Source organism: Pseudoalteromonas sp. MMG013, from assembly GCF_018100885.1.
Classification (GTDB): Bacteria; Pseudomonadota; Gammaproteobacteria; order Enterobacterales; family Alteromonadaceae; genus Pseudoalteromonas; species Pseudoalteromonas aurantia.
Genome location: NZ_JAGJEE010000001.1, coordinates 156661 through 182124, shown reverse-complemented (window position 1 = coordinate 182124; position 25464 = coordinate 156661). Strand labels below are relative to the sequence as shown.

The 25464-nt window shown below is 39.7% G+C and carries 23 protein-coding genes and 4 pseudogenes; 8 read left to right on the top strand and 19 right to left on the bottom strand.

Annotated elements, in window-relative coordinates:
• Nucleotides 1-141: 141 nt before the first annotated feature.
• Nucleotides 142-777: a glutathione S-transferase family protein gene (locus J8L98_RS00805; protein WP_210994851.1), complete on the top strand. Its 636-nt coding sequence runs from the start codon at nucleotides 142-144 to the stop codon at nucleotides 775-777.
• On the opposite strand, the gene J8L98_RS00800 is transcribed toward J8L98_RS00805, so the two are convergent.
• The 4 genes from J8L98_RS00800 to J8L98_RS00785 form a co-directional block, all read right to left on the bottom strand.
• The gene (locus J8L98_RS00800) at nucleotides 768-1451 is read right to left on the bottom strand and encodes a GNAT family N-acetyltransferase (protein WP_210994850.1); all 684 of its coding nucleotides are present in this window, start codon (nucleotides 1449-1451) and stop codon (nucleotides 768-770) included. The two genes, J8L98_RS00805 and J8L98_RS00800, sit on opposite strands and share 10 nt — an antisense overlap.
• A complete protein-coding gene (locus J8L98_RS00795; RefSeq protein WP_210994849.1) occupies nucleotides 1444-1896 on the bottom strand; it encodes a DMT family transporter in 453 nt (150 codons plus the stop codon). The genes J8L98_RS00800 and J8L98_RS00795 overlap by 8 nt, the downstream gene beginning before the upstream one ends.
• The gene (locus J8L98_RS00790) at nucleotides 1893-2537 is read right to left on the bottom strand and encodes an NAD(P)H-dependent oxidoreductase (RefSeq protein WP_210994848.1); all 645 of its coding nucleotides are present in this window, start codon (nucleotides 2535-2537) and stop codon (nucleotides 1893-1895) included. Before J8L98_RS00790 ends, J8L98_RS00795 begins: the two co-directional genes overlap by 4 nt.
• Nucleotides 2538-2619: 82 nt before the next feature.
• Nucleotides 2620-3216, bottom strand: coding sequence for a Crp/Fnr family transcriptional regulator (locus tag J8L98_RS00785; RefSeq protein WP_210994847.1), 597 nt, complete (start codon nucleotides 3214-3216; stop codon nucleotides 2620-2622).
• 93 nt (nucleotides 3217-3309) lie between these two features.
• Here J8L98_RS00785 and zapE point away from each other — a divergent pair, with 93 nt between their 5' ends.
• The 4 genes from zapE to J8L98_RS00765 all read left to right on the top strand — a co-directional run bounded on the left by zapE (nucleotide 3310) and on the right by J8L98_RS00765 (nucleotide 8110).
• Nucleotides 3310-4407, top strand: coding sequence for a cell division protein ZapE (gene zapE / locus J8L98_RS00780; protein WP_210994846.1), 1098 nt, complete (start codon nucleotides 3310-3312; stop codon nucleotides 4405-4407).
• Nucleotides 4408-4710: 303 nt separating this feature from the next.
• Nucleotides 4711-5127: a hypothetical protein gene (locus tag J8L98_RS00775; RefSeq protein WP_210994845.1), complete on the top strand. Its 417-nt coding sequence runs from the start codon at nucleotides 4711-4713 to the stop codon at nucleotides 5125-5127.
• Nucleotides 5128-5688: 561 nt separating this feature from the next.
• On the top strand, nucleotides 5689-7323 hold the full coding sequence (locus J8L98_RS00770) for a methyl-accepting chemotaxis protein (protein ID WP_210994844.1): 1635 nt from the start codon (nucleotides 5689-5691) through the stop codon (nucleotides 7321-7323).
• A 307-nt stretch (nucleotides 7324-7630) separates the two neighbouring features.
• Complete coding sequence (locus J8L98_RS00765) at nucleotides 7631-8110, top strand: NYN domain-containing protein (protein ID WP_210994843.1); 480 nt, start codon at nucleotides 7631-7633, stop codon at nucleotides 8108-8110.
• 341 nt (nucleotides 8111-8451) lie between these two features.
• Here the strand turns inward: J8L98_RS00765 and J8L98_RS00760 are convergent, their stop codons facing one another.
• The 10 genes and pseudogenes from J8L98_RS00760 to dapA form a co-directional block, all read right to left on the bottom strand.
• Nucleotides 8452-9498 (bottom strand): fibrinogen-like YCDxxxxGGGW domain-containing protein, encoded by a 1047-nt coding sequence (locus tag J8L98_RS00760; RefSeq protein ID WP_210994842.1) that lies wholly within the window; start codon nucleotides 9496-9498, stop codon nucleotides 8452-8454.
• Between the two features lie 92 nt (nucleotides 9499-9590).
• A pseudogene (locus tag J8L98_RS24745) lies at nucleotides 9591-9683 on the bottom strand (transposase); the annotation flags it as partial.
• Nucleotides 9684-9807: 124 nt separating this feature from the next.
• Nucleotides 9808-10266, bottom strand: coding sequence for a hypothetical protein (locus J8L98_RS00755; RefSeq protein WP_210994841.1), 459 nt, complete (start codon nucleotides 10264-10266; stop codon nucleotides 9808-9810).
• Between the two features lie 203 nt (nucleotides 10267-10469).
• Nucleotides 10470-10916: a hypothetical protein gene (locus J8L98_RS00750; protein WP_210994840.1), complete on the bottom strand. Its 447-nt coding sequence runs from the start codon at nucleotides 10914-10916 to the stop codon at nucleotides 10470-10472.
• Between the two features lie 53 nt (nucleotides 10917-10969).
• A pseudogene (locus J8L98_RS24740) lies at nucleotides 10970-11181 on the bottom strand (IS3 family transposase); the annotation flags it as partial.
• Between the two features lie 220 nt (nucleotides 11182-11401).
• Nucleotides 11402-11866 (bottom strand): annotated as a pseudogene (locus J8L98_RS00745) (transposase); the annotation flags it as partial.
• A 678-nt stretch (nucleotides 11867-12544) separates the two neighbouring features.
• A complete protein-coding gene (locus J8L98_RS00740; RefSeq protein ID WP_210994839.1) occupies nucleotides 12545-13003 on the bottom strand; it encodes a hypothetical protein in 459 nt (152 codons plus the stop codon).
• A 514-nt stretch (nucleotides 13004-13517) separates the two neighbouring features.
• Nucleotides 13518-13744 (bottom strand): annotated as a pseudogene (locus J8L98_RS00735) (alpha-amylase family glycosyl hydrolase); the annotation flags it as partial.
• Nucleotides 13745-14174: 430 nt separating this feature from the next.
• Entirely contained in the window at nucleotides 14175-15488 is a 1314-nt protein-coding gene (locus J8L98_RS00730; protein WP_210994838.1) for a DEAD/DEAH box helicase, read from the bottom strand.
• A 56-nt stretch (nucleotides 15489-15544) separates the two neighbouring features.
• Nucleotides 15545-16459, bottom strand: coding sequence for a 4-hydroxy-tetrahydrodipicolinate synthase (gene dapA, locus J8L98_RS00725; protein ID WP_210994837.1), 915 nt, complete (start codon nucleotides 16457-16459; stop codon nucleotides 15545-15547).
• A gap of 149 nt (nucleotides 16460-16608) precedes the next feature.
• On the opposite strand from dapA, the gene J8L98_RS00720 reads away from it, so the two are divergent.
• A complete protein-coding gene (locus J8L98_RS00720) occupies nucleotides 16609-17262 on the top strand; it encodes a DUF6058 family natural product biosynthesis protein (protein ID WP_210994836.1) in 654 nt (217 codons plus the stop codon).
• A gap of 20 nt (nucleotides 17263-17282) precedes the next feature.
• Here the strand turns inward: J8L98_RS00720 and J8L98_RS00715 are convergent, their stop codons facing one another.
• On the bottom strand, nucleotides 17283-17537 hold the full coding sequence (locus J8L98_RS00715) for a hypothetical protein (protein WP_192510184.1): 255 nt from the start codon (nucleotides 17535-17537) through the stop codon (nucleotides 17283-17285).
• A gap of 196 nt (nucleotides 17538-17733) precedes the next feature.
• Between J8L98_RS00715 and J8L98_RS00710 the strand changes: the two genes are divergently transcribed.
• A complete protein-coding gene (locus J8L98_RS00710) occupies nucleotides 17734-17985 on the top strand; it encodes a type B 50S ribosomal protein L31 (protein ID WP_010361845.1) in 252 nt (83 codons plus the stop codon).
• A gap of 10 nt (nucleotides 17986-17995) precedes the next feature.
• Nucleotides 17996-18136 (top strand): type B 50S ribosomal protein L36, encoded by a 141-nt coding sequence (ykgO, locus tag J8L98_RS00705; protein ID WP_010361844.1) that lies wholly within the window; start codon nucleotides 17996-17998, stop codon nucleotides 18134-18136.
• Between the two features lie 186 nt (nucleotides 18137-18322).
• Here the strand turns inward: ykgO and J8L98_RS00700 are convergent, their stop codons facing one another.
• The 4 genes from J8L98_RS00700 to J8L98_RS00685 form a co-directional block, all read right to left on the bottom strand.
• Complete coding sequence (locus J8L98_RS00700) at nucleotides 18323-20407, bottom strand: basic secretory protein-like protein (protein ID WP_210994835.1); 2085 nt, start codon at nucleotides 20405-20407, stop codon at nucleotides 18323-18325.
• Between the two features lie 13 nt (nucleotides 20408-20420).
• Complete coding sequence (locus J8L98_RS00695; RefSeq protein ID WP_210994834.1) at nucleotides 20421-23246, bottom strand: TonB-dependent receptor; 2826 nt, start codon at nucleotides 23244-23246, stop codon at nucleotides 20421-20423.
• A 140-nt stretch (nucleotides 23247-23386) separates the two neighbouring features.
• The gene (locus tag J8L98_RS00690) at nucleotides 23387-24844 is read right to left on the bottom strand and encodes a basic secretory family protein (RefSeq protein ID WP_210994833.1); all 1458 of its coding nucleotides are present in this window, start codon (nucleotides 24842-24844) and stop codon (nucleotides 23387-23389) included.
• Between the two features lie 180 nt (nucleotides 24845-25024).
• Complete coding sequence (locus J8L98_RS00685; RefSeq protein WP_210994832.1) at nucleotides 25025-25411, bottom strand: cytochrome b562; 387 nt, start codon at nucleotides 25409-25411, stop codon at nucleotides 25025-25027.
• Between the last annotated feature and the right edge of the window lie 53 nt (nucleotides 25412-25464).

Below are 25464 nucleotides of genomic sequence, written 5' to 3'. Positions count from 1 at the left end.
TAGTTGTTGATACAAAAAGCGTGAAGGAGAACGTAATTATTTGTTAAATGGTAATTGCTAGCCTAAAGTTGAAAGTTAGAAATTGCCAAAAAGGAGCTTAGGTTTCGTATGAAACGCTTAAACAAATCACAAAGGTAATTTATGTATACACTTTTTTATTATCCTCGTAATGCCAGTCTTGCCCCTCACTTTGTTTTAAAAGCTTTAGATGTACCATTTCAGCTTGAACTCGTTGACAGAAAAAAAGTTGCACAAAAATCGGCACAATACCTGCGCTTGAATCCAACAGGGCGAATACCCACCTTAGTAGATGATGACTTTGTATTATGTGAAAGTGCAGCAATATGCCTGTACTTATGCGAAAAGCACCCAGAAAAGCACTTGATCCCTGAAGGCCCTCAAGCCAAAGCGGCGTTTTATCAGTGGCTCATGTATTTAACCGGTACACTTCAGAATGAGTTAATGGTGTACTTCTACCCCGAACGCCATACACAAAATGCCATTATGTATGACGATATAATAAAAACACAACAAACCCGGATCAGTGATGCTTTAGCTATTTTAGACCATAAAGTTGGCGAAAGTGATTATCTCATTAATGACCAATTCACTGTATGTGACTGTTACATGTTTATGTTATGCATGTGGGCAGACGAGATAACTAAGCCTCCTTTAAGTTTTGCAAACTTAAACCGTTACTTAAAACGCCTAGCAAAACACCCAGCTATAACGAGTGTCTGTGAGTTTGAAGAGACCGACCTCACTATCTACAAATAACTTGATAGAAACCCTAGGGGCACAAAACCAAGACTTTCATAAATTTTTAGCCCCTTTTTTGATGCTTGTAATGACATAGACTTAGCGCTACTCCCCCTTGCTCGCTTTTCCAGCTGTAATAGCGCCTTACCTGCCAGTCCCCGACCTCTGCAGGCTTGTGTAATCGTCATTTGATGTATGCCTACATCATGCCCTTGAGCCCAAGTTAATACAGTCCCCACCGGCTCACCTTCGTTTAGAATAAAATAAAACTTAGAACGGCTATCAATAAACGCCCTTGCAATTGGTGCTTTATCAATTTTATAGCCAAACCCAGCACAGCCTAGAGACAACCATAGATCTAGTTCACTCTCACTTGATAGGATCTTTATCGTGTTATCATCGGTAATATCAACATCGTCTAAAAGTAATTTATGCATTACCACCAACGTAGATACCTCATCTGAGTCCGGCCTTCTTTTAGTATCAAAACCAACCCCCTTTTTTTCTCGCGGTTTATCACGCTTATATCCCCTGATCACATTAGCCGGTTCATCAAAGAGCAGTGGCTCATGCCACACTTTATGAGGCCACTGACCGTGAATACGCAAGTTTTGGTGTTTTGATACATCACCATAGCAATGCCACAATGACAGTAAATTTTGAATGTTTTCTTTAAGATAAAAATTACGCATACCCTTTCCCTTTATTAACTAAATAAATACCCACTAGCAAAGCTAGGATCCCCAATACTTTTGTGGTTGTTATTGGTAGGGGTTCTGTATGGAACCACCCAAAATGATTAATCATCATGGCCATTAATAGTTGCCCAGTTAAAACCAAAGACATGAGATTTCCAATACCCATTTTTGGTATTAAATAGTAACTTAAGCCAACACCAATCACACTAAACAGCCCGCCCACCGTCCATAAATACCAAGGCACTTTTGCTGCAGTTTGCAGGTCGATTACAGGTCGTTCAGTTGAGAGATAAACCACCATTGCGTAGCATCCACTGACAAAAAAAGCCGTGGTGGTTGCCAATATTGGGCTTTTGAGCAAAACACCAAGTTGCGCGTTCATACTGGCCTGAAAAGCAATCGCCGCACCAGCAATGCACGCAAGTAAAACATACATCATGATGTAATATTGAGCACCAGCTCACTCAATGGCTTTCTTACCTTTACTGCATCAGCACTTTGATCGTTTCTATGGCGGTAACCTATCGGGCACGCAAGTACTGTTTTAAGGTGCTGCTCACCTAGTTTTAAAACATCGTCATACGCTTTTGTGTCAATGCCCCCAACTGGACAGCTATCGACCCCCAAACTTGCAGCCGATACAAGGAATGTCCCTAACGCAATATTTACCTGCTGACTTGCCCAATGAAATTGTTGTTCAGCCGTCATTGCGGTCAGTGCATCACGCATATTTTCTTCCATTACCTTCATTTTCGGCGCTGGTATTGTACTGACGTGTGAAAACACCAAGAAATAGTGTTGTATCATAGTGCGTATATCAGACATATCCGCAGCAAATATCAATAAGTGACTATTAGTAGAAACTTTTTCTTGCCCACAGCTATGAGCAACCAATTCTTTCTTTAATGCGGGGTCTTCAATCACGATAATTTTATAAGGCTGTAGTCCATAAGAAGACGCACTTAAACCCGTCATCGTAAGCAACTGAGCCAAACACTGTCGAGACACTTTTTTATCTGAAAACTGACGCACAGCATACCGCCAGTTTAAATAAGTAGAAATATCAGGGTAGCAAGTCATTACAATTATCCTCAATCATTTAATGTGGATTCATTGTATGGATAGGCCACGCTTACTTCATTTACCTATGTAAATACCTCGACTAATTTTCAACAAAATTTAATGACTTTCGAATACGGCTTAATTGTGTTGCAGAAATGCCAAGGTGTGAGGCAACATGGTACTGGGCAATACGATTGGTAAGTGTAGGCCATTGCTTTAAAAATAACAGGTAACGCGCAGTGGCATCTTGCTGTACAAGTAAAATTTCCCTCTGGTCTTTGTCTAATAGCCAATTGGCTTCTAGATATTTAATTTGAAATGCCATCAGTTCATTACTAGTGAATAAGTAAGTGCGATAACGGTGAAAGTCAACTTCAACGAGTTCACAGTCTGTTAAGCACTCAATCCCCTGATCAGTTGCTTTGCCCAAATGTAGCGCACTCATAACTCCTGGAAACTGCCCTTCAATAAAAAAACGCTTGTTATACTCTTGGCCTAACTCATCACATGCGTAGAGTCTTGCAACGCCTTTGTGCAGAAAACAATAACTCGTTGGCATATGAGAATACGGGTATAAATGTTCGCCCTTGCTTTTGGTGATCACCCGGCAAAAAGATAAAAATCGTTGCCAAGTTTCATCACTTAACGAAGAAAAAGCGTCCATTTCATTGCGCATATGGCTGTAGATAGCTGACATATAACCTCCTTATCAAAACTTCAAACCTTAAGCATCTAGGTTAATACCTATGAATATGCTCTAATACTGACAAATAATTTTACAGACTACTCAATGCTGCAACAATACCAGGCGCAAATTCAATCAGGCAAACTCATTAACGACGTTGCACAACAGCACGCCCTAAATTATTTAACTCGCTTACAAGAAAAACTTGTTAATCAAAAGCCTTGTAGTGGTGCTTATTTATATGGTCCGGTTGGCCGTGGAAAAAGCATGCTAATGGACCTGTTTTTTAGTACGTTAGATAACATTCCAAAACAGCGTTTACACTTTCATCATTTTATGGCACTGGTCCATAAAGAGCTAAATCAACTACAAGGGGCTGCCAACCCATTGAAATTAATTGCAGATACTTGGGCCAACAAAACCAAAGTACTCTGCTTTGACGAGTTTTTTGTCTCTGATATTGGAGACGCCATGATCATGGCCAGACTATTTGAACATTTGTTTAAAAATGGCCTTGTATTAGTCACTACATCAAATTGTCAGCCAGACCACCTATACCGAAATGGCTTACAACGAGATCGCTTCCTGCCGACCATTGAATTACTAAAGCAACACTGTGAATTAATGAGTGTACATGGTCATATCGACCACAGGTTTAACCATGGGTTTGATCCGAGTTATATCTTTATCGAAGATCCTAGGCCATTCGATGACGCGCTTAAAAATGCACGCCGGCACTGCACCTCATTCAAACAGGTGTTCAATATTGATATTTGCAATCGACAAGTAGCAACGCTATGTTGCACCAGTAATTTAATTGCCTTTGATTTTATGCAGCTTTGTTCTGCGCCAAGGGCTACAGCTGACTACATGTACCTCGCACAAAATTATCCAGTTATATTTGTTAAGAACGTACCACAAATGGGTGTATTCGCTGACGATAAACATACCGTACAAGGTATTGAAGATGGCTATAAACGAGCACAACAGTCGGTGCAAAGCCACCAACTTGACGATGAAGCTCGAAGATTCATTGCCTTAGTGGATGAATATTATGACCAACGTTGCTTAGTTGTCATGCATTGTGCCGTAGAGCTTCAGTTGTTGTACGTCGGTAAACAGTTAGCATTTGAATTTGAACGAACTAAAAGCCGTTTGGTCGAAATGCAAAATTGGTCTATCACCGAGCGTTTAATGCAATAATTTATCCTAAGCACGAAAAACTAGGGGTTTTCGCTACCTCAATTTATATGCTGTGGTTGTCTACTCACTTATGTACCTTATTCGTATTTCTCAATGATGGTGTGCCATGTTAATTCTCTGTGCAGCACTTTAGTACCTTATCAGCGAATAAATTATGCCGCGCTTCATAAGAACCGCCCTAGCCAACCAGCCCCCTTTGCATCCATTACCTCAAACCTTTGCGCCAAAGGTGAATATGTTATACTATAACACTATAAGAAATAACTTTACTTTTAACTTTTAACTATAATCATTAGGGAACGCATGGGATTACTTGATTTAAATACGTATACGAACAATCGAAAAATAGTTGCTGTTATCGCGATATTAATTAGTATAACTGCATGGTTGGTAGAGTTAATGGGCGCGGTGTATGTTTGCCCATATTGTCGGGTGCAAAGAACAGTAATTGGGATACTCGGGATCATACTTATACTCCCATTTGTATACCACTGGATGGTCAAATATATTGCTATTGTCATTGGATTGTTCGGCGCTGTCGTTGCAGCCAATCAACACTTCATGGGCTGGAAGAAAATCTCAGCAGGAACATTTGAATTTAACAACAACGTACTCATCGATCCCTTTCTCTTATCTGGTTGTGCGATGTTTTTAATTACCGGGCTGGTTTTACTCATCATCAATCTCGAAATAAATATTAACACCCCATTAAACCACTAGGGTAGAAATCCGATATACTGCTATCAATAAATTCAGTGACGAGCTTACTCCCTATCATTTGTACAGTTCAAATGTTGAATTTAAAACAATGTTGTATCACTATGCAGCATTGTTCTATACCTTTTTACAACGTAAAGAACCAACCATAAAGTATTGTATTGAGTAGAGGATATTTATATATCTCCAATTATGAGTACACAACATGCTAATACCTAACATTAAGATATAAAGTATAAAAAACTAACTTTCCCCACTAAAATCGGCTCAAGGTAAACATACCTTCACTTAATTACAGGTTGTTAATCAAACATAGAACCATCCTTTATCACTATTAAACTTAACTCTTATTGTAAAGCATGCTCCCCATTTACATACTTTCACAATGTGAATAATGTGAATAATGAGATTTATTATCAATAACATAGTTACCTTTAACCGTGTGGACACTTAACAACGGCTCAGTTCCCTCTTTCATTATTACCTCCAAAGGGTACACTTGCGCCCAAAAATGACAACGCTGTTTCAATTAGCTATCAAATCTCAATCAGTTGAAGGTAAATCATGTTAAAAGTAAATCACCTTTTGGGCCAATTAAGTGTGGCAAATAAGCTAAGACTCAGCATCATACTCGCAAGTATTATCATCATTGGAATTCAACTTACCTCAGCGAATAAACTTGAGGCAACCATGATCGCCGAAAGAAAAATACAAGCTCAAAATTTGGTTGGGACTTTGAATTCTCAAATTAACGCGATAAAGCTCAACCATGAACTCAATGAGGAACAGCAAAAACGCCAAGCCAAACACCTAATTAACTCAACCAGATACGGCCAGTCTGGTTACTTTTTCATGTTTGATTTAGAGGGGAATATGATCACACACCCTATTAAACCAAAACTAAACGCCCAATCTATGACTTTGCACCCACAGGTATTCATTTCATCTGCATTTACAGACTTTGTGGCAAAAGCAAAATTCCAACACCAAGGGTTCGTTCAATACCTGTGGCCAAAACCTGGATCGACAGAGCAAGAAAGTAAAACATCGTATATTTACCGCTTAAGTCACTGGAATTGGGCCATTGGCACCGGTATATATTTGGCTGATGTTCACCAAGCTTATCAAGACATCCTAGTCCAAATAGTCATTGAAACAGTGTTTTATATCGGCTTACTCGTATTGCTTTCACATGTTATTGCCAGAAACATCACCAAACCACTGACAAAACTCACCCGCACTATGGGACAAATCACCCAAAATAAAGATCTCACCATTCAATTAAAAAGCCAAGGTAATGATGAACTAACGATTATGGCTCGTACCTTCAACAGCATGAATCAACACTTTCGTGATGTACTCAACAATATTAACGGTAATACCCATTCACTCGCCTCTCAGGCTGAAGAACTTGCGTGTGTGACAAATCAAATTCAAACCGGTATTAAACAACAAAATACCGATACTGAATCTGTACAAAATAAAATATCGGCGCTAAGCGCATCATCAGAGTCGGTATTTTTACAAACACAGCATGCTTTAAAAACCGCTCAACAATCGTCGCAACTTACCGAACAAGGCATTGAACATTTGCAATCAAATATGGCTGCCATCGAAAAAGTGGCAGAAAGCGTATCTCAAGCAGAAAAAGTGGTTATCGATTTACAGCAATCATCGACTGAAATCGGCGCCGTGCTCGATGTGATAAATAAAGTGGCAGAACAAACCAACTTGCTCGCCTTAAACGCCGCAATAGAAGCCGCCAGAGCCGGTGAACAAGGCCGTGGGTTCGCTGTCGTTGCTGACGAGGTTAGAACACTCGCCATGCGCACCCAACAATCAACGGATGATATTCAAAATATAATTGCTAAGCTCCATCAAGGCGTCGCGGCCACCGTAACCGAAATGTTAACTTGCAAACGTGCAACTGAACAAGGGTTAGAAACAGGCTCTAGATGTAACGACACACTAAAAAGAATTGACTCAGCAGTAAAATCATTGAGTGAAATAAATATTAAAATTGCTAACTCTGCCCAAGTTCAAACACAAAATACCAGTGATATTGCCAATAGGATGAGTGGTATCGCCCTTGTTGCGAGTCAAACAGAAACTGGGGCGGAGCATACAAAGGCCTCAAGCCACAACTTAAGCGAAATGTCGCATCAGTTAAATCATCTGGTCAGTGAATTTAAAGTGTAGTGCGTGATCAGCCTTATTTTGGCGGCATTGGTCGCCAAATATATGCGCTTTTTCAAAGCCTTTGCAATATGCTTACAGCCGCCAATTTAACATTTACACTAAACGGGTCCGTTTTCGTGTCGTTATTCCACATTAATGCGGTCGTAACATTGTAAAAATGCCACCGCATACCAGCCCAAAATAATTGCCTTGTCTACCAACACCGTGGCTTATCATATTATTCGGCACAAGTTTATCGTATCAATGACAAATAACTTCTAATACTATAAGGTACCGATTCTAAAAGAATAACCACTTAGGCTTAGCCATGAAAAAGATCGCAATTTTTGTCGATGTTCAAAATATCTATTACACCTGTAGACAATCTTTAGGTGGCAACTTTGATTACAATGCGTTTTGGGCACAAGCGAAAGAGTTTGGCCAAATTGAATACGCCTATGCCTATGCAACCTACAAAGGCGACGATAAACAAACTCAATTTCAAAATATTTTACGAGCAATTGGTTTTGAGGTGAAGCTTAAGCCCTATATTCAACGACAAGATGGTTCAAAAAAAGGAGATTGGGATGTGGGTATTACCATTGATATGATGGAGGCGGCTAAAAAAGTTGATGAAATCATACTGTTATCTGGTGATGGCGACTTTGCCATTTTACTCGCACATTTACGTAATCAATATCAAATCAAAAGTACCGTTTATGGCGCGACCAAGTTAACCGCAAATTTACTCATTGAATCATGTGACGACTTCATTCCGATAAATTCTTCGTTGTTATTGAACCGTTAGCCTTTAGTCAATAAGCAGCCGTGCTTTCACTAAACTAAAAGCTCCTTGCTCAAAGCTTGCTTCGGAGCCTATTTATGACTTTCTATTTACACATTAATAGACCCTGACCTTCGTCAGGGAGACGAATACACTGTGCTTCACAATTCTTCGAATACAACGGCAAGCCGCATGTAACCGAAGCTCTTTTTTTACCTAAATTGAACGGTGTCTCTATTTGTTTAATCTGTTTCTTTATGATTATTTACGTAAAAAGGGCCAGACCGTAAGTTCATAATACTTTAATATGTAGTCAGTATTATGAAACGAGGCATTTGACCCATTACAACCTTAAGTTACAACGATTAACGCATCCACAGAAGCGCAAAAGTTGTGCCATTTGGCTCAGCGTTAGTCGCACACCTTGTTGAACCTAAGCCTCCCGATTTATATTCACCACGTGCTACCCAACAGTGTGTTGTGCCATATAAATCAATTTGCCACCCAATTTGGTAAGTACTGCGGTAAACCGTGTCGTTCCACTCTAGATAAGCAGGGTTTACACATCCTGTTCTTAACGTTGTAGCATCATTATAATCAGTTCTACATGAAGGAATATCCACCAGTTTTGGCATGTGTTCACCGCGGTCAAGATAACCCCATGAGTAACGAACAAGCTCAAGTTCATGGGCCGTTAGATTATCGGCAAATGCTTGTTTTCCAGTGTCACATAATTCACCAACATTGCAGGCAATCTGCTCTTTTGCATCACTGAACTTGGCGAGCGTACCTGGATACATCCAAAGTTGGGTTGGCCCACTTGGGTTCGTTTCTGGTATTTGGCCATATTCAGAGGTACGTTTAATACCCCCTGGTGCCGTATTCGGATAACTCCCAACTAACGTCCAGCCACCGCCATTGGATGTCATGTCACAATAAGCAGACATAGGGTCATTATTGTCATCCACTAACTCGTAGACACCATCGCCGATACTGGCGCCTGAATCTAAAATTTGTTTACAGGTGGTAAAAACTTGCTGTTTATAATTTACTAAGCCCCAATCTCCTGAACTGCCATCATCACTATGCCAGCTACCTTGATAGCCACCATTGCTTGTTTTATGACCTGAAAAATATTGATTTTGCCCAGTATTTAGCTTACTAAGTTCAAACTGAATACTCACGCCATTGTCGCTGGTCGAGCCTGAAACTATCTTGTTATTAGATGTTGCAATAAAGTGAGCGTTAAATCCTTGAAAAACATAATCTGTAGCGACTTCATTAAATAAAGCACCATTATGCTCATGGTCTATTTTTAATTTATACTCACCTTCAAACCGTGTTTTTATTTGCTCCGCGTGTACAGTGCCACTTAATATAGTGAGAGATAGTGAAGTCCATAAAATGTTCATGCTAATTCCTTAACTGCTATTTAAAAAGGAATATTACATAATTTCAATGTTGTACACAACGCGATAGTAAACCTCTGTGAATCATTGTGTAACTCCCCACAAAAAGCACGGCATACACACCGTGCTATTAAATGGTAATAAAGCGTTGCAGACAAATCAATTAAAGCATTCCTTGCGCTTGCCATTTTAATCACTCACAAAAACTGGATATATCAATAGTCGTTAACCAACCCAGTTGTGCAAGAAACTTATGCCTGTCCTTTCTTAGTTTTGTCCTTTTTCTAATCTAAATTTTTTAAAATTAAAAGCCTACAAATTAATCGTATGATATAGGCATTCAGATTTAAAGACTTTCCCCCCCACATTTTTCACTTTATTAGTCAATAGATCTTTGAGAGTGTAACCGCCCCCAAGCAGCACAATACCATTTTCATAATAATGTATATTAAACTTATGCTTATATTTCTCATTGGATAATACCGCTGTTTTTTCGGTCTTTAACTTCCCGACCCTATAATCAGGTACTTGCTCAAGCTTTTTGATACACATATTTATCGAACTAAGCGTTTCTTTGTCTCTATAAAGCCTAAAACCAGTTTTGTCATTGAGAAAACGAGAATTAGATACTTCAAAGGTAGTAAAGTTTGATGATTTCATTAATTCAAACGCTTTGCCACTTTCCACTTTCCCTACGATGAGAGTGTAGAGAATATAAATCACAAATGTGATTATAAATACTTTTACCGCTATACCTAACTTAGTATTCATCTACTCGAACCTTGTTTTCTCTTTGTCATATTTCCACGGTGGGAGAGGCTATTTCTAAAGCCTGGTCTACTTCCTTTTCTTTTTGGATTTGGTGCTGTCTGCATACACATGGGACAGGCACATAATTATACCTCACCAATTGCAGTCACGCTCTATACTGCTCGCAATGAATAACAAGAGATTTGTGCCTTTACTTTTTTCTATTACAAATTAATCGTATGATATAGGCATTCAGATTTAAAGATTTTAGCACCTACATCTTTGACTTTTTTAGTAACTAACTCTTTTAGAGTATAAGGTGAACCAAGTAACACAATACCATTTTCATAGTAACTAAAAACTAATTTATGTTCATAGTTCTCATCAGATAACAATACTGATTTATGATGAATTAATTTACCAACCCTATAGTCCGGCGCTTGTTCAATCTTTTTGATACACGCATTTATCGAGCGAAGTGTATCTTTATCCTCGTATATTCTATAGCCATGACTATCAACAAATTTTGAGTCTGATATTTTAAATACAGTAAAGGTTGAATTTTTCATTAACTCAAATGCTCTACCACTCTCTCCATGTGATAAAAAGATATTATAGAAACCAATAAAAAGAATAAATACAACTGCCACTACTCCTAAATTAACCTTCATCGACTTGAACCTCGCCTTCTCTTTGTCAAATTCCCTCAGTGAGTATGTACTGATCAATTCTTTTTGGCCACCTCGTTATAAGTTTTCCAATACCGGTTTTCTTTCGCTATCGGCGAACTCCCGTCATTATATTGATGAGGTCGGTAACGAATATAGTAGCCCACGATATATTGTGATATCTCTCCTATTGCTGCTGTTATATTTTTATAGCCTGTTCTTGGCATCCACTCTGTTTTAAAGCTTCTAAAAAGCGCTCCATTGGCGAACAAATCTTATGCTGACACCCACTCAAAAATTAAGCCAGATCCTGAAGAATATCACAAGCATATCGCTTAGTTCATAAGCCTGAATTTTAAATATGAGCTGTATACTCAAAATGCATACAAAAATGGTATTGCTCAGAGCGCATAGCTAATCCACCACCTCAATGCTGTGTAGTCTAGGGTTAGAGTGTTTAGAGGAGGATTATCTTAATAGTGTAAACGTTAAGCCAGCAACTTTTCGTACTGCCGATAATTAACCCGTCGCTTTATTTCTAGACTCACACAATAATTATAAAGCTTTTGTGGTCGCCCTACTGCACCATGGAGTACTTTGGTAAATTGGGTGGTGAGTTTTTGCCAGCTTTCTGGGGCTATGTTGAGCCTGTCTAAAATAGGGGAGTTAATGGGATTGATAGCGCCTCGCTTGTCTGTTCGCATACATCTGCCTGTTAGCTCGACAAGTTCTAAATACGACTTTAATTCAAACGGTACCCCTTTGGGCATATGTTTTCTGGGGCTACCTGCAAAACGTGCCAATTGTTTAGGCTGTTTGCCTTCTTTGGCATGTTCACAGCGGGTTTTAACACTGGTGTACTCTGAGATTTCTGGCGTGTCAGCCATTTTCGCTCTAATTGGGTTTAAATCAACATAGGCCATACAGGCCGCTAGTGCCGCTTCATCGAGTAAGAAGCAATTTGTGCCTGCCCCATATTATTTTCACCTGCCCCATATTATTTTGCAAAGACGAAATGAAAAAACGAGGTAGTTTATTCTACCCCGCCAGAGTTATTTTGTTTGACATACTGGGACTATCCATATATATCATGTTTAATTTCTTTTTTAGTTTTATTGCCGATGAGGTCAAACGTAAAAAGTAATGTATGAGCACGCTATAATTCCTATAATAAGTGCATAAAGCCTAGCAATATACCTTTCAGGAGTAGCGGGAATTTCCTCTCCTGAATATGGCACGTATATACTTTTACCTAAGATAAAAGCATATATATACCTATAGCAGATAATAAAAATAAAAAAACAGAAAAGTAGTTTTTCAAATGGTTCGAACCCTATGAAAAAAACAGCCGCCACAGAGAACCATATTATACCTAATAAAATAACTATAGCTTTTTTTCTATTCATATCTAACGCTCTTCACTTTTTACCCGTTCTCTATGTCTCTGTGTTCTGGAAGGCATCTCAATAACCATGAAAGATGGTTGACTATTTTTTGATGTCGATTTTTCTTTAGGTTTTGACTGATCGAGTACGCACGGGACAGGCACATAATTATACCTCACCAATTGCAGTCACGCTCTATACTGCTCGCTATGAATAACAAGAGATTTGTGCCTTTGCTTTTTTCTATTACAAATTAATCGTATGATATAGGCATTCAGATTTAAAGACTTTCCCCCCTACATTTTTCACTTTATTAGTCAATAGATCTTTGAGAGTGTAACCACCCCCAAGCAGCACAATACCATTTTCATAATAATATACATTAAACTTATGCTCATATTTCTCATTCGATAATACCGCTGTTTTTTGAACCTTTAACTTCCCGAATCTATAATCCGGTACTTGCTCAAGCTTTTTTATACACATATTTATCGAACTAAGCGTTTCTTTGTCTCTATAAAACCTAAAACCAATTTTGGTATTGAAAGAATTAGAATCAGATACTTCAAAGGTAGTAAAGTTTGATGATTTCATTAATTCAAACGCTTTGCCACTTTCCACTTTCCCTACGATGAGAGTGTAGATAATATAAATCACAAATGTGATTATAAATACTTTTACCGCTATACCTAACTTAGTATTCATCTACTCGAACCTTGTTTTCTCTTTGTCATATTTCCACGGTGAAAGAGGCTATTTCCAAAGTTTGGTCTACTTCCTTTCCCTTTTGGGTTTGGTGCTGTCTGACCCCATAGGTTGATCTGCTGCGCCTATTAAACCGTCAACAGTTTCACCGATTGTATTAGCTAATTCCTCGAAATTTAATATCTCCAATCTTTGCAGCGTCTCCATACCCTCTATGTATGAAGCCAGCAGCATTTGGTGTCCTACAAATAATCATACTTGCATTTTCCCACTTTCCGAGTGCACATGGGACAGGCGCACAATTATACCCCTCCAATTGCAGCCACGCTCTATACTACTCGCTATGAATAACATGAAAAAATGCGACCAATGAATATTCTTTTATTGGACTTCCCATATTTCGCTTTTGCTATTCTAACGTCGATTTCCGAATTCAAGACAAGCAAAACAGCTAGCCGGTGTGCTTGCTTGGTTCGTTTTGAGGTTTTTTATATTCTACAGAAGACTTGCTGTGTTACCCAGCCCCTTTGTACCATTTGACGTCATTCACTGCTGCCTGTGGCTTAAAGCGTGTTTACTCCCTGCAAAGTTTGCATATTGTCGTCTAAAGCTTTGTACCTGCTCTAACCATACCGCTTCTTCTATAGTGAGAGTCACCAATACTCTTGGAATAGATTTTTTTATCTAACCTGTCTTTTTTGGGTGTACATGGCGGCCACTCCAATCTACCAATTCTAAATAACCTCAGGTTTAGATAAGGGTTTTGGAATAGAAAATGTTTTGCAAACAAACTTACGTACAATCCAATGATGATATTTTGTTCAATATCAAGGCGCTTTTATGCAGTAATAGCGGGCTATTACAAATGAAAGCAACGCCGGGAGTGAGAAAAATAGCTTTATTGGGCAAATTCGCTTATCCAGAGCTAAGGTTAAATAATCTAATGGGCTAAATGGGATGTTCCCTGCTATGTGCTCTCCACCACATGGCTTTAATTCCGCTGGTTGACTTATATGGACTCGGTCATCTTTTTGAGGGGTGCTTTGGGAGGGATTTAATTGTGCTTTTTTATTGTCTTTTATCTGGGTTTTAAAGTGCAGCGACCGTTCTTGTATTGGGCATAAAAATAGCGGACTCAGCCGCTATTTAATTCGATAAACTAGTTCTGACATTACTTCTCGAGACCTAGCTTAGTGCCTTTTACTTGCTTTCGTACATTTGCAATACGCGAACGGTTTTTAGCACGTGCTTCACCACTGGCTTGGTTACTTGGCCTATTACTGCGTGGCTGACGACGTTGGTGCGATTGCTTTTTACTCAGCTTTTTAATCAAATTGTCGCGATTACTGACTTCATAGCCCGGTAAGTAATAACGTTTAATTTGTTGCTCAATAAGCTCTTCAATATGAACCAATACTTGCTCTTCTTCGCGTGCAACAAAAGAGATTGCCTGTCCTTCATTGCCAGCACGACCCGTCCGACCAATGCGGTGTACATAATCTTCTGCTAAATAAGGTAGGTCGTAGTTAACGACTCTCGGCAATCCTTCAATATCAATCCCACGCGCAGCAACTTCAGTTGCAACCAATACGCGCACTTTACCTTCTTTAAATTCACGCAGTGCACGTCGGCGTGCCCCTTGGGTTTTATCACCATGGCATACAATTGCCGGGATCCCATCAAGCATCAATTCATTCACCAAATCATCCGCAACGTCTTTCATATTGACGAAGACTAATACTTGCTGCCAATTTTTCTTACCTATAAGCTCTGATAACAATTCTTGCTTTCGAGATTGCTCTACCGGATACACAACGTGTCGAACCGTGTCAGCCGTTGTATTTTCTGGTGTTACTTGCACATATTTAGGGTGTCTCAGTACCGACCCAGCAAATTGCTTCATTGCTGGCGGGAAGGTCGCTGAAAACAGCAATATCTGCTTGTCAGCATGGGTTAAATCGATGACTTGCTGAATGTCAGTGATGAACCCCATATCGAGCATGCGGTCGGCTTCATCTAATACCAAATGCTGAACATTGGCTAAGCTGATATTACCCAAACGAATGTGGTCAAGTAAGCGTCCAGGCGTCGCAACAACAATGTCTACGCCAAGTGCAAGCTTATCAGCTTGACCCGTTGTATTTACCCCACCAAAAAGTGATACCGTTTTAATATCAGTATATTGTGCAAACTCGTCACAGTTTCGGCCGATCTGTTCAGCCAGTTCCCGTGTTGGTGCCAAGATAAGAGCACGCGGCGATTTAGTGGTAGCTTGCTGTGCACGCTGAGATTCAAGTAACTTTTGGATAATAGGGAGTGCGAATGCAGCTGTTTTGCCGGTGCCAGTTTGCGCTGTCGCGAGTACATCATGCCCTTTTCGCACAACCGGAATAGCGGCTTGTTGTATTGGGGTTAAGGTAAGAAAGTTTATTTCGTCTAGTGCCTGTAGCAACAACGGAGAAAAACTAAAAGATTTAAAATTCATGAAAAAACCTGCGACCAATACTTAAGGGCCGCAGATTATACGTTATTTGTTGCGCCCTAACAAAGTTTTAATAGGGTTTCGTCTATGATATTTGCTTTACCCCCGACAACATCCGTTTCGTTGAGTGCATTGATAAGCTCGACGCCCTGAAGCTGCTGCACACTACTCAATGGGACGTAAGGTAAGCGAAATACAGGTTTCACTGCGCCCGTCATAATTAATGCGCTATTTATCGCAATCGGGTTTGGCTCGCAAAACAACCAGTTCATCAATGGCGTTAGTTGCTGATTTAGCTCAGGGTTTTTTCGGTCCATCAAATCACGGAACAAGCCAGGGATCAGGTTTGAAGTGACCGAGATCACCCCATGTGATTGATATAAATGCCGACCATCATGGGCTTCATCATCATTACCTGACCAACATGCAATTCCTTGAGATTCATAATGGCCGATGCGCTCATTACCACCGCACTCTTTTACACCAATAAAGTTTTTATGTTTTGCTAGCGGTTCAATAATATCTGGTGTTAGGTCTTGCCCTGTTCTACCTGGGACATTGTAAACAAACGCAGGCCCTAGCTCTAGTAATCGTTCAAAGTGTAGTTTTACACCCTCAATTGAAGTGCGTCCGTAATACGGGTTTATCTGCAATGCTGCATCCATACCAGATGCAAAACCATATTCTGTTGCTTTTATTGCTTCGCGAGTATTATTACTGCCTGTATTGCCCACAATAACTAACTTATCTGCAAACTTGTTTACACTATGGGCAATAAGCATTAAATGCTCTTCCCAATTCATGAGTTGGCCTTCGCCCGTGGTGCCACCAACAATAATACCGTCAACACCTGAATCTATCTGCGCTTCAACTAAGCGATCATACGCTTGTAAGTCAATTTCACCACTCATGGTATACGGCGTTTTAATTGCGGTGATTAAGCTTGCTTGTTTAATTGTTTGTATTGTTCGCATTTGGTTTTTTTGGCGTTGTATCATTTGGGCTATGTTTTACCATAAATAGTGGCAATATCCGAGTACTTCACGATGCAAAATAGTACTTGAATTATTAAATTTAATCATCCACAATAAAAAAACTGTATATTTATCCAGTTAATTTTATTATGAGCTTACTTAGCCACCTAAATACCTATTTTTATAGTGTTGATGAATTGTGTCAAACGCTGAAAATTTCTGAAGATACATTATTTGAATGGCAGCAAAAAGGGTTATTCCCAAAACCATCATATAGTATTCAAAACAACATTAAATGTAGTTCTTACCTTGGGCTATATGAATGTGAGGAGTTTACAGACTTTTACCCACGTGGTTGCGTTCAATGGGGCCAAGATTTAGCAAAACATACAGTACAAAGTTCATCACAAGCTTATGAGTTATATTATCAACAGTATTTACAGACATTAAGTAAGTGCCAACAGCAAGGGCTTGCTTGCCATGACCCTCGGTTTAGCGATGACTTAGACGAACAAATACAAAGTAGCTGGCAACAATATTTATGCAGCAAATACGGCGCGATTAGCCAAAACGGGCTAATAGAAGAAATCGTTTACATTGAGCTTGGCAGAGCAATTGTTGATGAATTAACCGATGAACGCTCAGCCTCAAGTATTGACGTAGCGATACGCCCACAGTTACTTAAGGCTATAAAGCTGCTAAACCGTGCGATTAGTCATCAAGCCAAACACGAGCAAAATCTATCTTTGCGTGAGCGATACATTAACGCTTTAGTGGTTAAATATGACCTCAGCGTCAAGTAGCTCGGTGTATTTGACTGCTGCTATGCCTGCTCATAATGAGCTCGCATTACTTCAAATGCTTTTAATACAGCCAGTTGCTCTTTACACAGTGCGTCGTACCATGTATCAAATTTCTCATCGTCATCTTGCTCGCTCAGCACTTGGTACTGAGACAGCAACTCTATAATGTCGGTATGTGTGCAGCTTAAACTATCGAGTTGTTCACTCAATGCGGAGTGATCTTTATTTTTCAAAGTTGCAATAACAGTGTTATCCAACTGCTCATTGTCCTGCATCATAAGTGTTCCCTTTTCTTGTTGTTTTACTAGTTATAACAGGCTGAAAAGGAATTGGTACCCCCAAAGTGCTTGATTGCGCAACATTCACGCGATCTCTGTAGATAAATTTATAATTACTTTTAATTGTTGCAATCAATTCTTATTTAAAATACCATTCGTTACATTATAACAAAACATTATTTACGGAGTTTTTATGAAGCCTGGGATCCACCCTGATTACCAACAAGTTGCTTTTCACGATACCGCAGCTGATAGCTACTTTGTTGTAGGCTCAACAATCAAAACTGATAGAACCATTGAGTTGGAAGGTGTCACTTACCCTTATGTACCAATTGATGTTTCAAGTGAATCACATCCATTTTATACCGGTAAGCAAAAAGCCGTTGCCAGTGATGGACGTGTTGCTCAATTCAATAGAAGGTTTAAAAACTTAAGTACAAAGTAACGGAGGATTTATGAAAGTACTTAGCTCGCTAAAAAGTGCAAAGAACCGCCCTGGGTGCCAAGTGGTAAAAAGACGCGGTCGTGTGTTTGTAATTTGCAAAACTAACCCTCGCTTTAAAGCAGTTCAAGGTAAAGGCGGCTCTAAGAAATAATGAAGCCATCTTAACAAAGCAAAACCTCTACCAACGCGGTAGAGGTTTTTCTAGTTATAACTGCTAACCTGCAACGGCTCATTTTTAATGGTAAGTTAGCATAGAATATTAATTCACCTCCCGTACCAATAAATCTAACACGTTAAACAACAACCAATCATAGTGGTCATGCTACCGAGTGCGTTTTTATTCTTTTATGAGTAACGCAATTTCACCAATTTGCACCAACCTTCCTTCATCCCCTCCAATCTGCTCTCCTGTTCGTTCATTATAAAAATCAAATCGAACTTGTGTGTAACTGTCTGGCGTTTGTACATCAAAGGTATAGGTTGTGCTCAACTGTGGTAACTCCGAAAAATTTTGTGTGTCTATTAATTTCCATGTTAGTCCATCATGAGAACCGTACACATCCCACCGACTCGGAAAGCGAATTTCATTGTCTTTTGCTGTTGCAATTGAGTACTTTTCAACTATTTTTGCTTCTGGCAAGATAAAATCGGCGTAAACGCTACTTACATCAGCGATTGGCAATAAAGAGGCAGCATACTCTGCAACCCACCAAGGTGCTTCTATTAGCGCATTAAACTTATTATTAATGTTATTATCTATCAACTTATCAGGGCCCTCATCCCAAATACCAATGTGCGTAGCGTTAGTCGTTACTAAGACGCCCTCTTCAACTGATATATTTTGGTAACCCTCTACTGGGGTGGTAAATGGTGCCATGATCCCTTTCTCATCACTTAAGTACTGAATATATTCACTAAACACAGTGTCAATGCCTCGCGCTTCACCAAATATGTGTTTAAATGCCAAATCAAAGCTCCACTCATCGAGTATTTTTGCACTGGCATTAAACTGTTTGATAAAGTCGATATTGCGATGGCTTTTAACCACCCACTCTAAAAAGAATGATGTTTGATTATAAGCGTCTTCATTATAGTCTTTTACCCACGTAATGCTGGCTCGAGCATGCTCATAAAAACCGGCTTCAATGCGAATAAAGTTGGCCAAAGATTCTAAGTAGGTATGGTAATCGGTACCGGTTATATACTGCCCAGTCTTTGGGCTGTTATTGTAACCATGCGTCAGCTCATGCCACAGTACCCCTAATATTTCTTCCCGTAACGCGTCATCACCTTGACTTTCTAAGTTTGCTATATGGTTCAAGTCAAACATCAGTTCCATATGCTTATCTGACCCTCCTTTTGCTGCTGGGAAGTCATATTCATCAGTAATAAAAGTAACTGATTCGAATGTATTAATTTGTGTCACATTGTCAAAAAGTCGCTTGGCAATTTTAAGAGAAATATCTTGTATTACTGACTCTAAATCCGGCATTACTCGTTCAAGGGCCACTTGACCTGGGTGTGTAGGCTGTTTTCTCTCAAACGTGACACTTGGATTTTCAAACCCTTTCCAAGGCTCATTTTCATCCCATACACGTATGTAGTCTTCCTTTATAAGTGTTGACTCTCCTTTGTCATTTGCAGCAACCAAAGTAACCGATTTTGCACCAAGCGATGAAAACTTCACCAAGGGCGATTTTTCATTACTCGTTTCGGGCGTTCCTCCTTCAAATGTCCATTTCCAACTCGTTGGGTTGACTAATGATTCATCTTTGAATACCACTAATTCATCCATAGCTGGAGTCGTGTTAGTCGCTATAAATTCAACCAATGGTACATCTGATACCACCATTAATTGTATTTCAGCTAGCTGTAATATGTTGCTGCCATAGCTATCAGTACCACCATGCATCATTTCAAATTTAAAATGCTGATATTCAGCGGCTTCTTCGATGACAAAGGAGCGAGTTAAACCACGAAATTCAAATGCCTCATTTGAGCGAGAGTCTATTTCAACCCATTCAGATTTGTCATTAGACCCAAACACCACCCAATTCATCGGGTCACGTTTAGGTTCATCATTTGCAGAAATAAAATTGTACCCTTTTAATTCAAAGGGTTTCACAGACGAAAATACAATGGTGGCTTTGCCATCAAACGCCAAATATTTGGTCGCGCTATTGCCATCAATTAAATTCGTTACTTGCTCTCCTGCTGGAGACACGTTTACACCCTCTTGCAAGAATGCTTCAATTGTTGACCCTGCGTCTTGAGCCATATTACGCTGAGCTGCGTCAACCACTGCACTTGACAATTCAGACGTGTCATTCTTTAACGTAGGAGTAAACCCTGATCCATCGTTACACCCGGTTAATACTGTGCATATTGCAAACATAACCGCTGGATATTTAAAATTAAACATAACTTGCACCTTATTAGAATTGGTAGGTTAAACGAAGGCTGAATTCACGCCCGATGCTGTCGTAACGACCGCCATGATAAAAGGGATAACTACTGAACGTTTCATCTTGTGGCGGCATTGCATTTAATAAGTTTTTAACCGTAAATATCAGTCGAGTTTCATCATTAATATGTTGACCAAGGGTTAAGTTGTGCTTTATCCAAGCGGGTAACTTTTGACGTTCTCCATATTCAGCGTTATTCCACATTTTCCCTTTGTACAGCATCAACCAACTCACAGAAGTGTCTCCTTGTTCCCACGTGGTCGCAAAAGAGCCAAGTTCTTTAAAATCACGATTATCTTGATCATTTAAAATATCAACAAGCGGGTCTTCCGCCTTTATACGCTCTTTTTTCTTTATCACTCTGTTGTAATCTGCCTTGTAGCGGAACGTTCCAAATTCAGTATCAAAAAAACCTCTAATCCCTAAATCAATTCCCGCATCTTGTCGCTCAGCGGCATTAATGTAACCCTCTTGAATCGTATGGGGCGTATATGCTAACCCAGCGATGCCATTACCTAACCTATCTACCCCTTTGCCATGTTCATCGTAGCGTTTAACTCGGTTGCGCATGTTATTACACAAACTCGAATCTGCTTTTTCACCGCCATTTTCGCACAACCACAATTTGTCTAAGATATACGTTGCATCAAGTTTTTTGATCTTATCTTCAATTTTAATCGAATAAAAATCGATGTTAAACGACAGTTCGTCTGAATATTCATACACCACACCCGCGGTAAATGAACTTCCCGTTTCCTCTTCTAAGGTTAAATCTCCTGCCGACAATGTTTCAAAATCAGCTTTTAGACGACTAATATTATTACTCGTTAAGTCTAAATCACCGCTAGCACACGTATGCGCAAGTGCTTGTGCATTATAGCCACCAGCTTGCTGTGTATTTATGAGCGTACGACAAGCATCAGCCGTGATCCGATCGTTTGATGAACCAAAATTACCGCTAAACCCTTGATACAATGACGACATATCTGGGCCTCTAAACGTTGTACCAAAGGCACTTCTAATCACAATTTGTTCTGTTGGTTTGTAGGTTAAACCTAATTGCGATGTCATTGCCCCACCAACTTGACTCGCATCATCGTAATAGTCATAACGCACCGCCGCTTCAGCACTCAGCTCTTGTGTGATAGGCACTAAAAACTCAAATGCCGCGGCATATCTGTCACGCTCTCCGTCTGTCACAACGCCAGTTAAACCAACAAATTGTTTATTCAGGATACGACTGTCGGGTGTTGCTCTAGTGCCCTCTCTCATTAACTCTATGTAAGCTGAAAACTGTAGTGGTCCAGCAGGTAACTCAAATAAATCCCCCGATAGATCCGCAGTGATGGTGTCATTAAACGAATTACCATCATATGTTGACCAATCCATTAACTCGCTGACACTGTCAGCCGTTACACCACCAAACCACAATTTATAGTTCGGACGATAGACCGCCATACCATCCACTTCACCGAGTTTAGGACCTTTGAGTCGTTTATTTCCTTCAACAGTGTGAGACAAATATCGGTCTGCAAAATCATAGTTTGCGTGGCTGTAACCAACAGAGTAATAAAACCCCGCGACTTCCCCTCTTAGACCGAAGTTAAATGACAAAGACTCGTCATTAAAAATACGTCCTAGGCCATCATCGGTGTATTCATCATCAGAGAGGACTCGCCACATGTACTTAACTGGCGCGCCATAGCCGCCATCTTTATTTTCGATGTCGGGATCCCAAAAGTTACCACCATGAATTGAATCTAAATGCCCCCATAGAAAAGGGTTTCGACGGCCCTTTTTGTCTTGTTGGATATAAAACCCATTAGCAAATAAACTCATAGACTCTGACAGAGCATATTCCGAATTCAGGTAAATACTGTAAGTTTCACTTTCATTTCTCAGTAACTTATCGCCAGTTTCATCCCAGCCACAACTTGGACCATAGCCATTACGGCTGACAAAATGTTGAATCGCTGACGGGTGCGGATTATCATCAGTATTACAAAACTGCTTCGAATATTGGTTTCTATATTGCGTGTTTTCTGCCCAGACTGTAATTGAGCGGTTCACTTCTTTATTCGCATCAGGATCGGGGTTATCCCATACACTGTCGTGAAAAGGTCGGTCTCCTGACTGCAATGCATCTTCTTTTTTGTATTCGAGTGCATAGTCAAATGTTAACTTGTCGCTTTTTGTTCCACCGACAAACGTCAGCGATTTTTTATCCCCTTTTCCATAGGTGTCTTGACCAAATTTGGCATCAATAAAATGCCCTTCTATGCCTTTTTTGGTGATAATATTTACCACACCCGCCATCGCGTCAGAGCCATAAATAGCGGATGCACCACCGGTTTGAATATCAATCCTCTCCACCATCGCGGTCGGGATCATATCTAAATTAACAAAGTTAGTTTGACCACCAAAAGGCATGGGGTAATAGGCCAATCGCTTACCATTAACGAGTATAAGCGTATACTCTGGGCCTAAACCTCTTAGATTTAGCTCTTTCGCACCAGGCGTATAAGAACCTGTTTCAACTTCCCCTAGTACTGCCCCCCCAGCTGCAACTGAACCCATAAGTGCATCGTATACTGAGTCAAAACCGTTTCTCACCATATCAGATGAGCTAATACTATGGACATTGATTGCCCCCTCAACATCGACTCGCTTTATTCGAGACGACGTGACTTCTACTCGCTCAATTGTGTTAACACCATTGACTTCAGATGCCATACTTGAAGCAGCCATAGTCATCGCTATTGCAATTGGCGATAATCGACCTAAATTATTATTCATATTCAACCCATTGATTATTATTTTAAGTTAGAACGTTCCAATTTAATGTTAAATAAAGTAAGAATCGAATTAAATTCTCTAAATAAAACAAAAAGGAACGTTCCAATTATTAGCACTGTTTAATTTCCTGTCAATGTATTTTATTCAATAATCGTCAATTGACCTCTGAGATGAGATTGATATTTAGCCCACAATTGTTCAATATTTTCTTGCGTTACAACATGAATTGCCTTCTCAAAACTCCACTCATTCAGTTCTATCGCCGTTTGATTAAACCGGTACGTAAAGTCTGGATATTGAGGTGCAAGCCAATGTAAAAAGAATCCTGTATTGGTATACCCCCCCAGGTAACTTTCTGATAATTTTGGTTTTCGGCTTTTGTGATAACCAGCTTGAATACGAATTAAATCAGCCATTCCCTCAATAAAAGCATGAGCTTGGGGATCATCGTAACCTATTGATTTAGGAAAATGTTGATACCCATGCGTCAATTCATGCCACAATACCCCAAGTAATTCATACTTAACGACCTCATCAGATTTATTGGCTAGACGCTCAGTGATATATTTAGAGCTAAATGCAATCTCCATATTGCTATCATCTCCTGCACGATAAGCAATAGTATCCATCCATTTCAAAGTGAAAGTAACTTGCTCGAAGTTGGGTAATTCTACAAAATTCTTGTAGAGCAATGGTGCAAGCTCTCTTGTCACCCGATCAATTGTGCGCTTAATATCAGGAAATAATCGAAGTAACCGTTTCGCACCTTCTGACTCACCGTCTTCAATAACAACTTTTACTTCAGGCGTTTCGTAACCTAGCCATGGGTGTGATTTGTCGAGTACCTTAATGGCATTTCGTTGAACTACCCGACTCTCACCATAAATGTTTTTACTAATCAGCGTAACCGAATAACGACCAGGTTTGGGAAAGTACGCTTTTGCTTTATTGCCATGGGAGAATATTTTAGCACCAGGTACCAACCAATTTAGTGTTGCTGGCGTATTTTGAACCTTACCAACAATGTCGACAGGCTGATTAATCAAAGTTGTTGGTGCTTCTATTTCAAATTGTGCAACAGGTAAATTTGTTGGCGCGAACAGACTGAAGTCAGCCAACTGTAAATAGCTGTCCCCCCACGCTGTCGTGCCCTGCTGCGCCATATCTAACTTGAAAAATGTAAATTTACCGGGGTTTGTTACGACAAACCGCTTTACATGCGTACGTTTTGCAAAATTAATATTGTCGCGAGAGTCTAACGTTTGCCAAACCTTAGCGTCATTTGACCCATACAAGGTCCATTGCTTTGGGTCCCTCTCAGGTGCATCTGCTGCTGAAGTTAAGCTATACTCCAAAACCTGTTGCTTGTTATCGAACGCCAAAGATACCCAGCTACGCGCGTGCTTTGAAATAAACTTACTACGTAGCGATACATCAAACAGTTGCTCAACCCCTTCGTTTTCTATGAATGTTTCATACTGTGTGGCGGTCGTAAACGGACTTTGCTCCGTTATGTCATATAATACTGTGTCTTTTGCAACCGTATGATTTGCTATACTCCCCGCTAACGCGGTCACTACAATAAACTTGCACTGCATTCTTTATCTCCTATAAAGTAAAAACAACATTATTGGATCGTTCCTAATGCAAAGCAAGCTTTAATTAATAAGAGGCTCTAGTCAAAAAAGTGATTGAAGAATACACTCGTTCTAATTTCTTATCCAAAAGTTCGATACATAGTTCAATGTGGATAATTCACCGTTAATATATGACTGAAATTAACCAAATAACAGTTGCCAAATACTGGGAGGCTCATGCAGCTTATGATATTCTTTTCTATACCTATCAACTCTTTCTAAGGCCTTTTTGGCACTTTTAATATCATCATTTTCAGCGTACTTTTTCGCGACGGAAATGACGCTAAGCACTTTTTCTAACCCCTCGATTGATTGCTTTTGCAGATCTGGTTTAAATTGCTCTTTTTGAATATTTGATATCAAGGTAGCCATCGCTTCCAATGACATTAATAAATCGACTTTATTCTCTGCGTGCATAACTTTTTTGTAGCTCAAGCCAATATTTTTCATATCAACTGATAGTTCACTTGATTGTTGTGCACTCACCGATAAAGAAATTACACCGATGAGTAATAGTATTTTATACATAACGCCCCCATAATAGACAGACTGTATTATACCTGCTATCACGCATTAAAAAA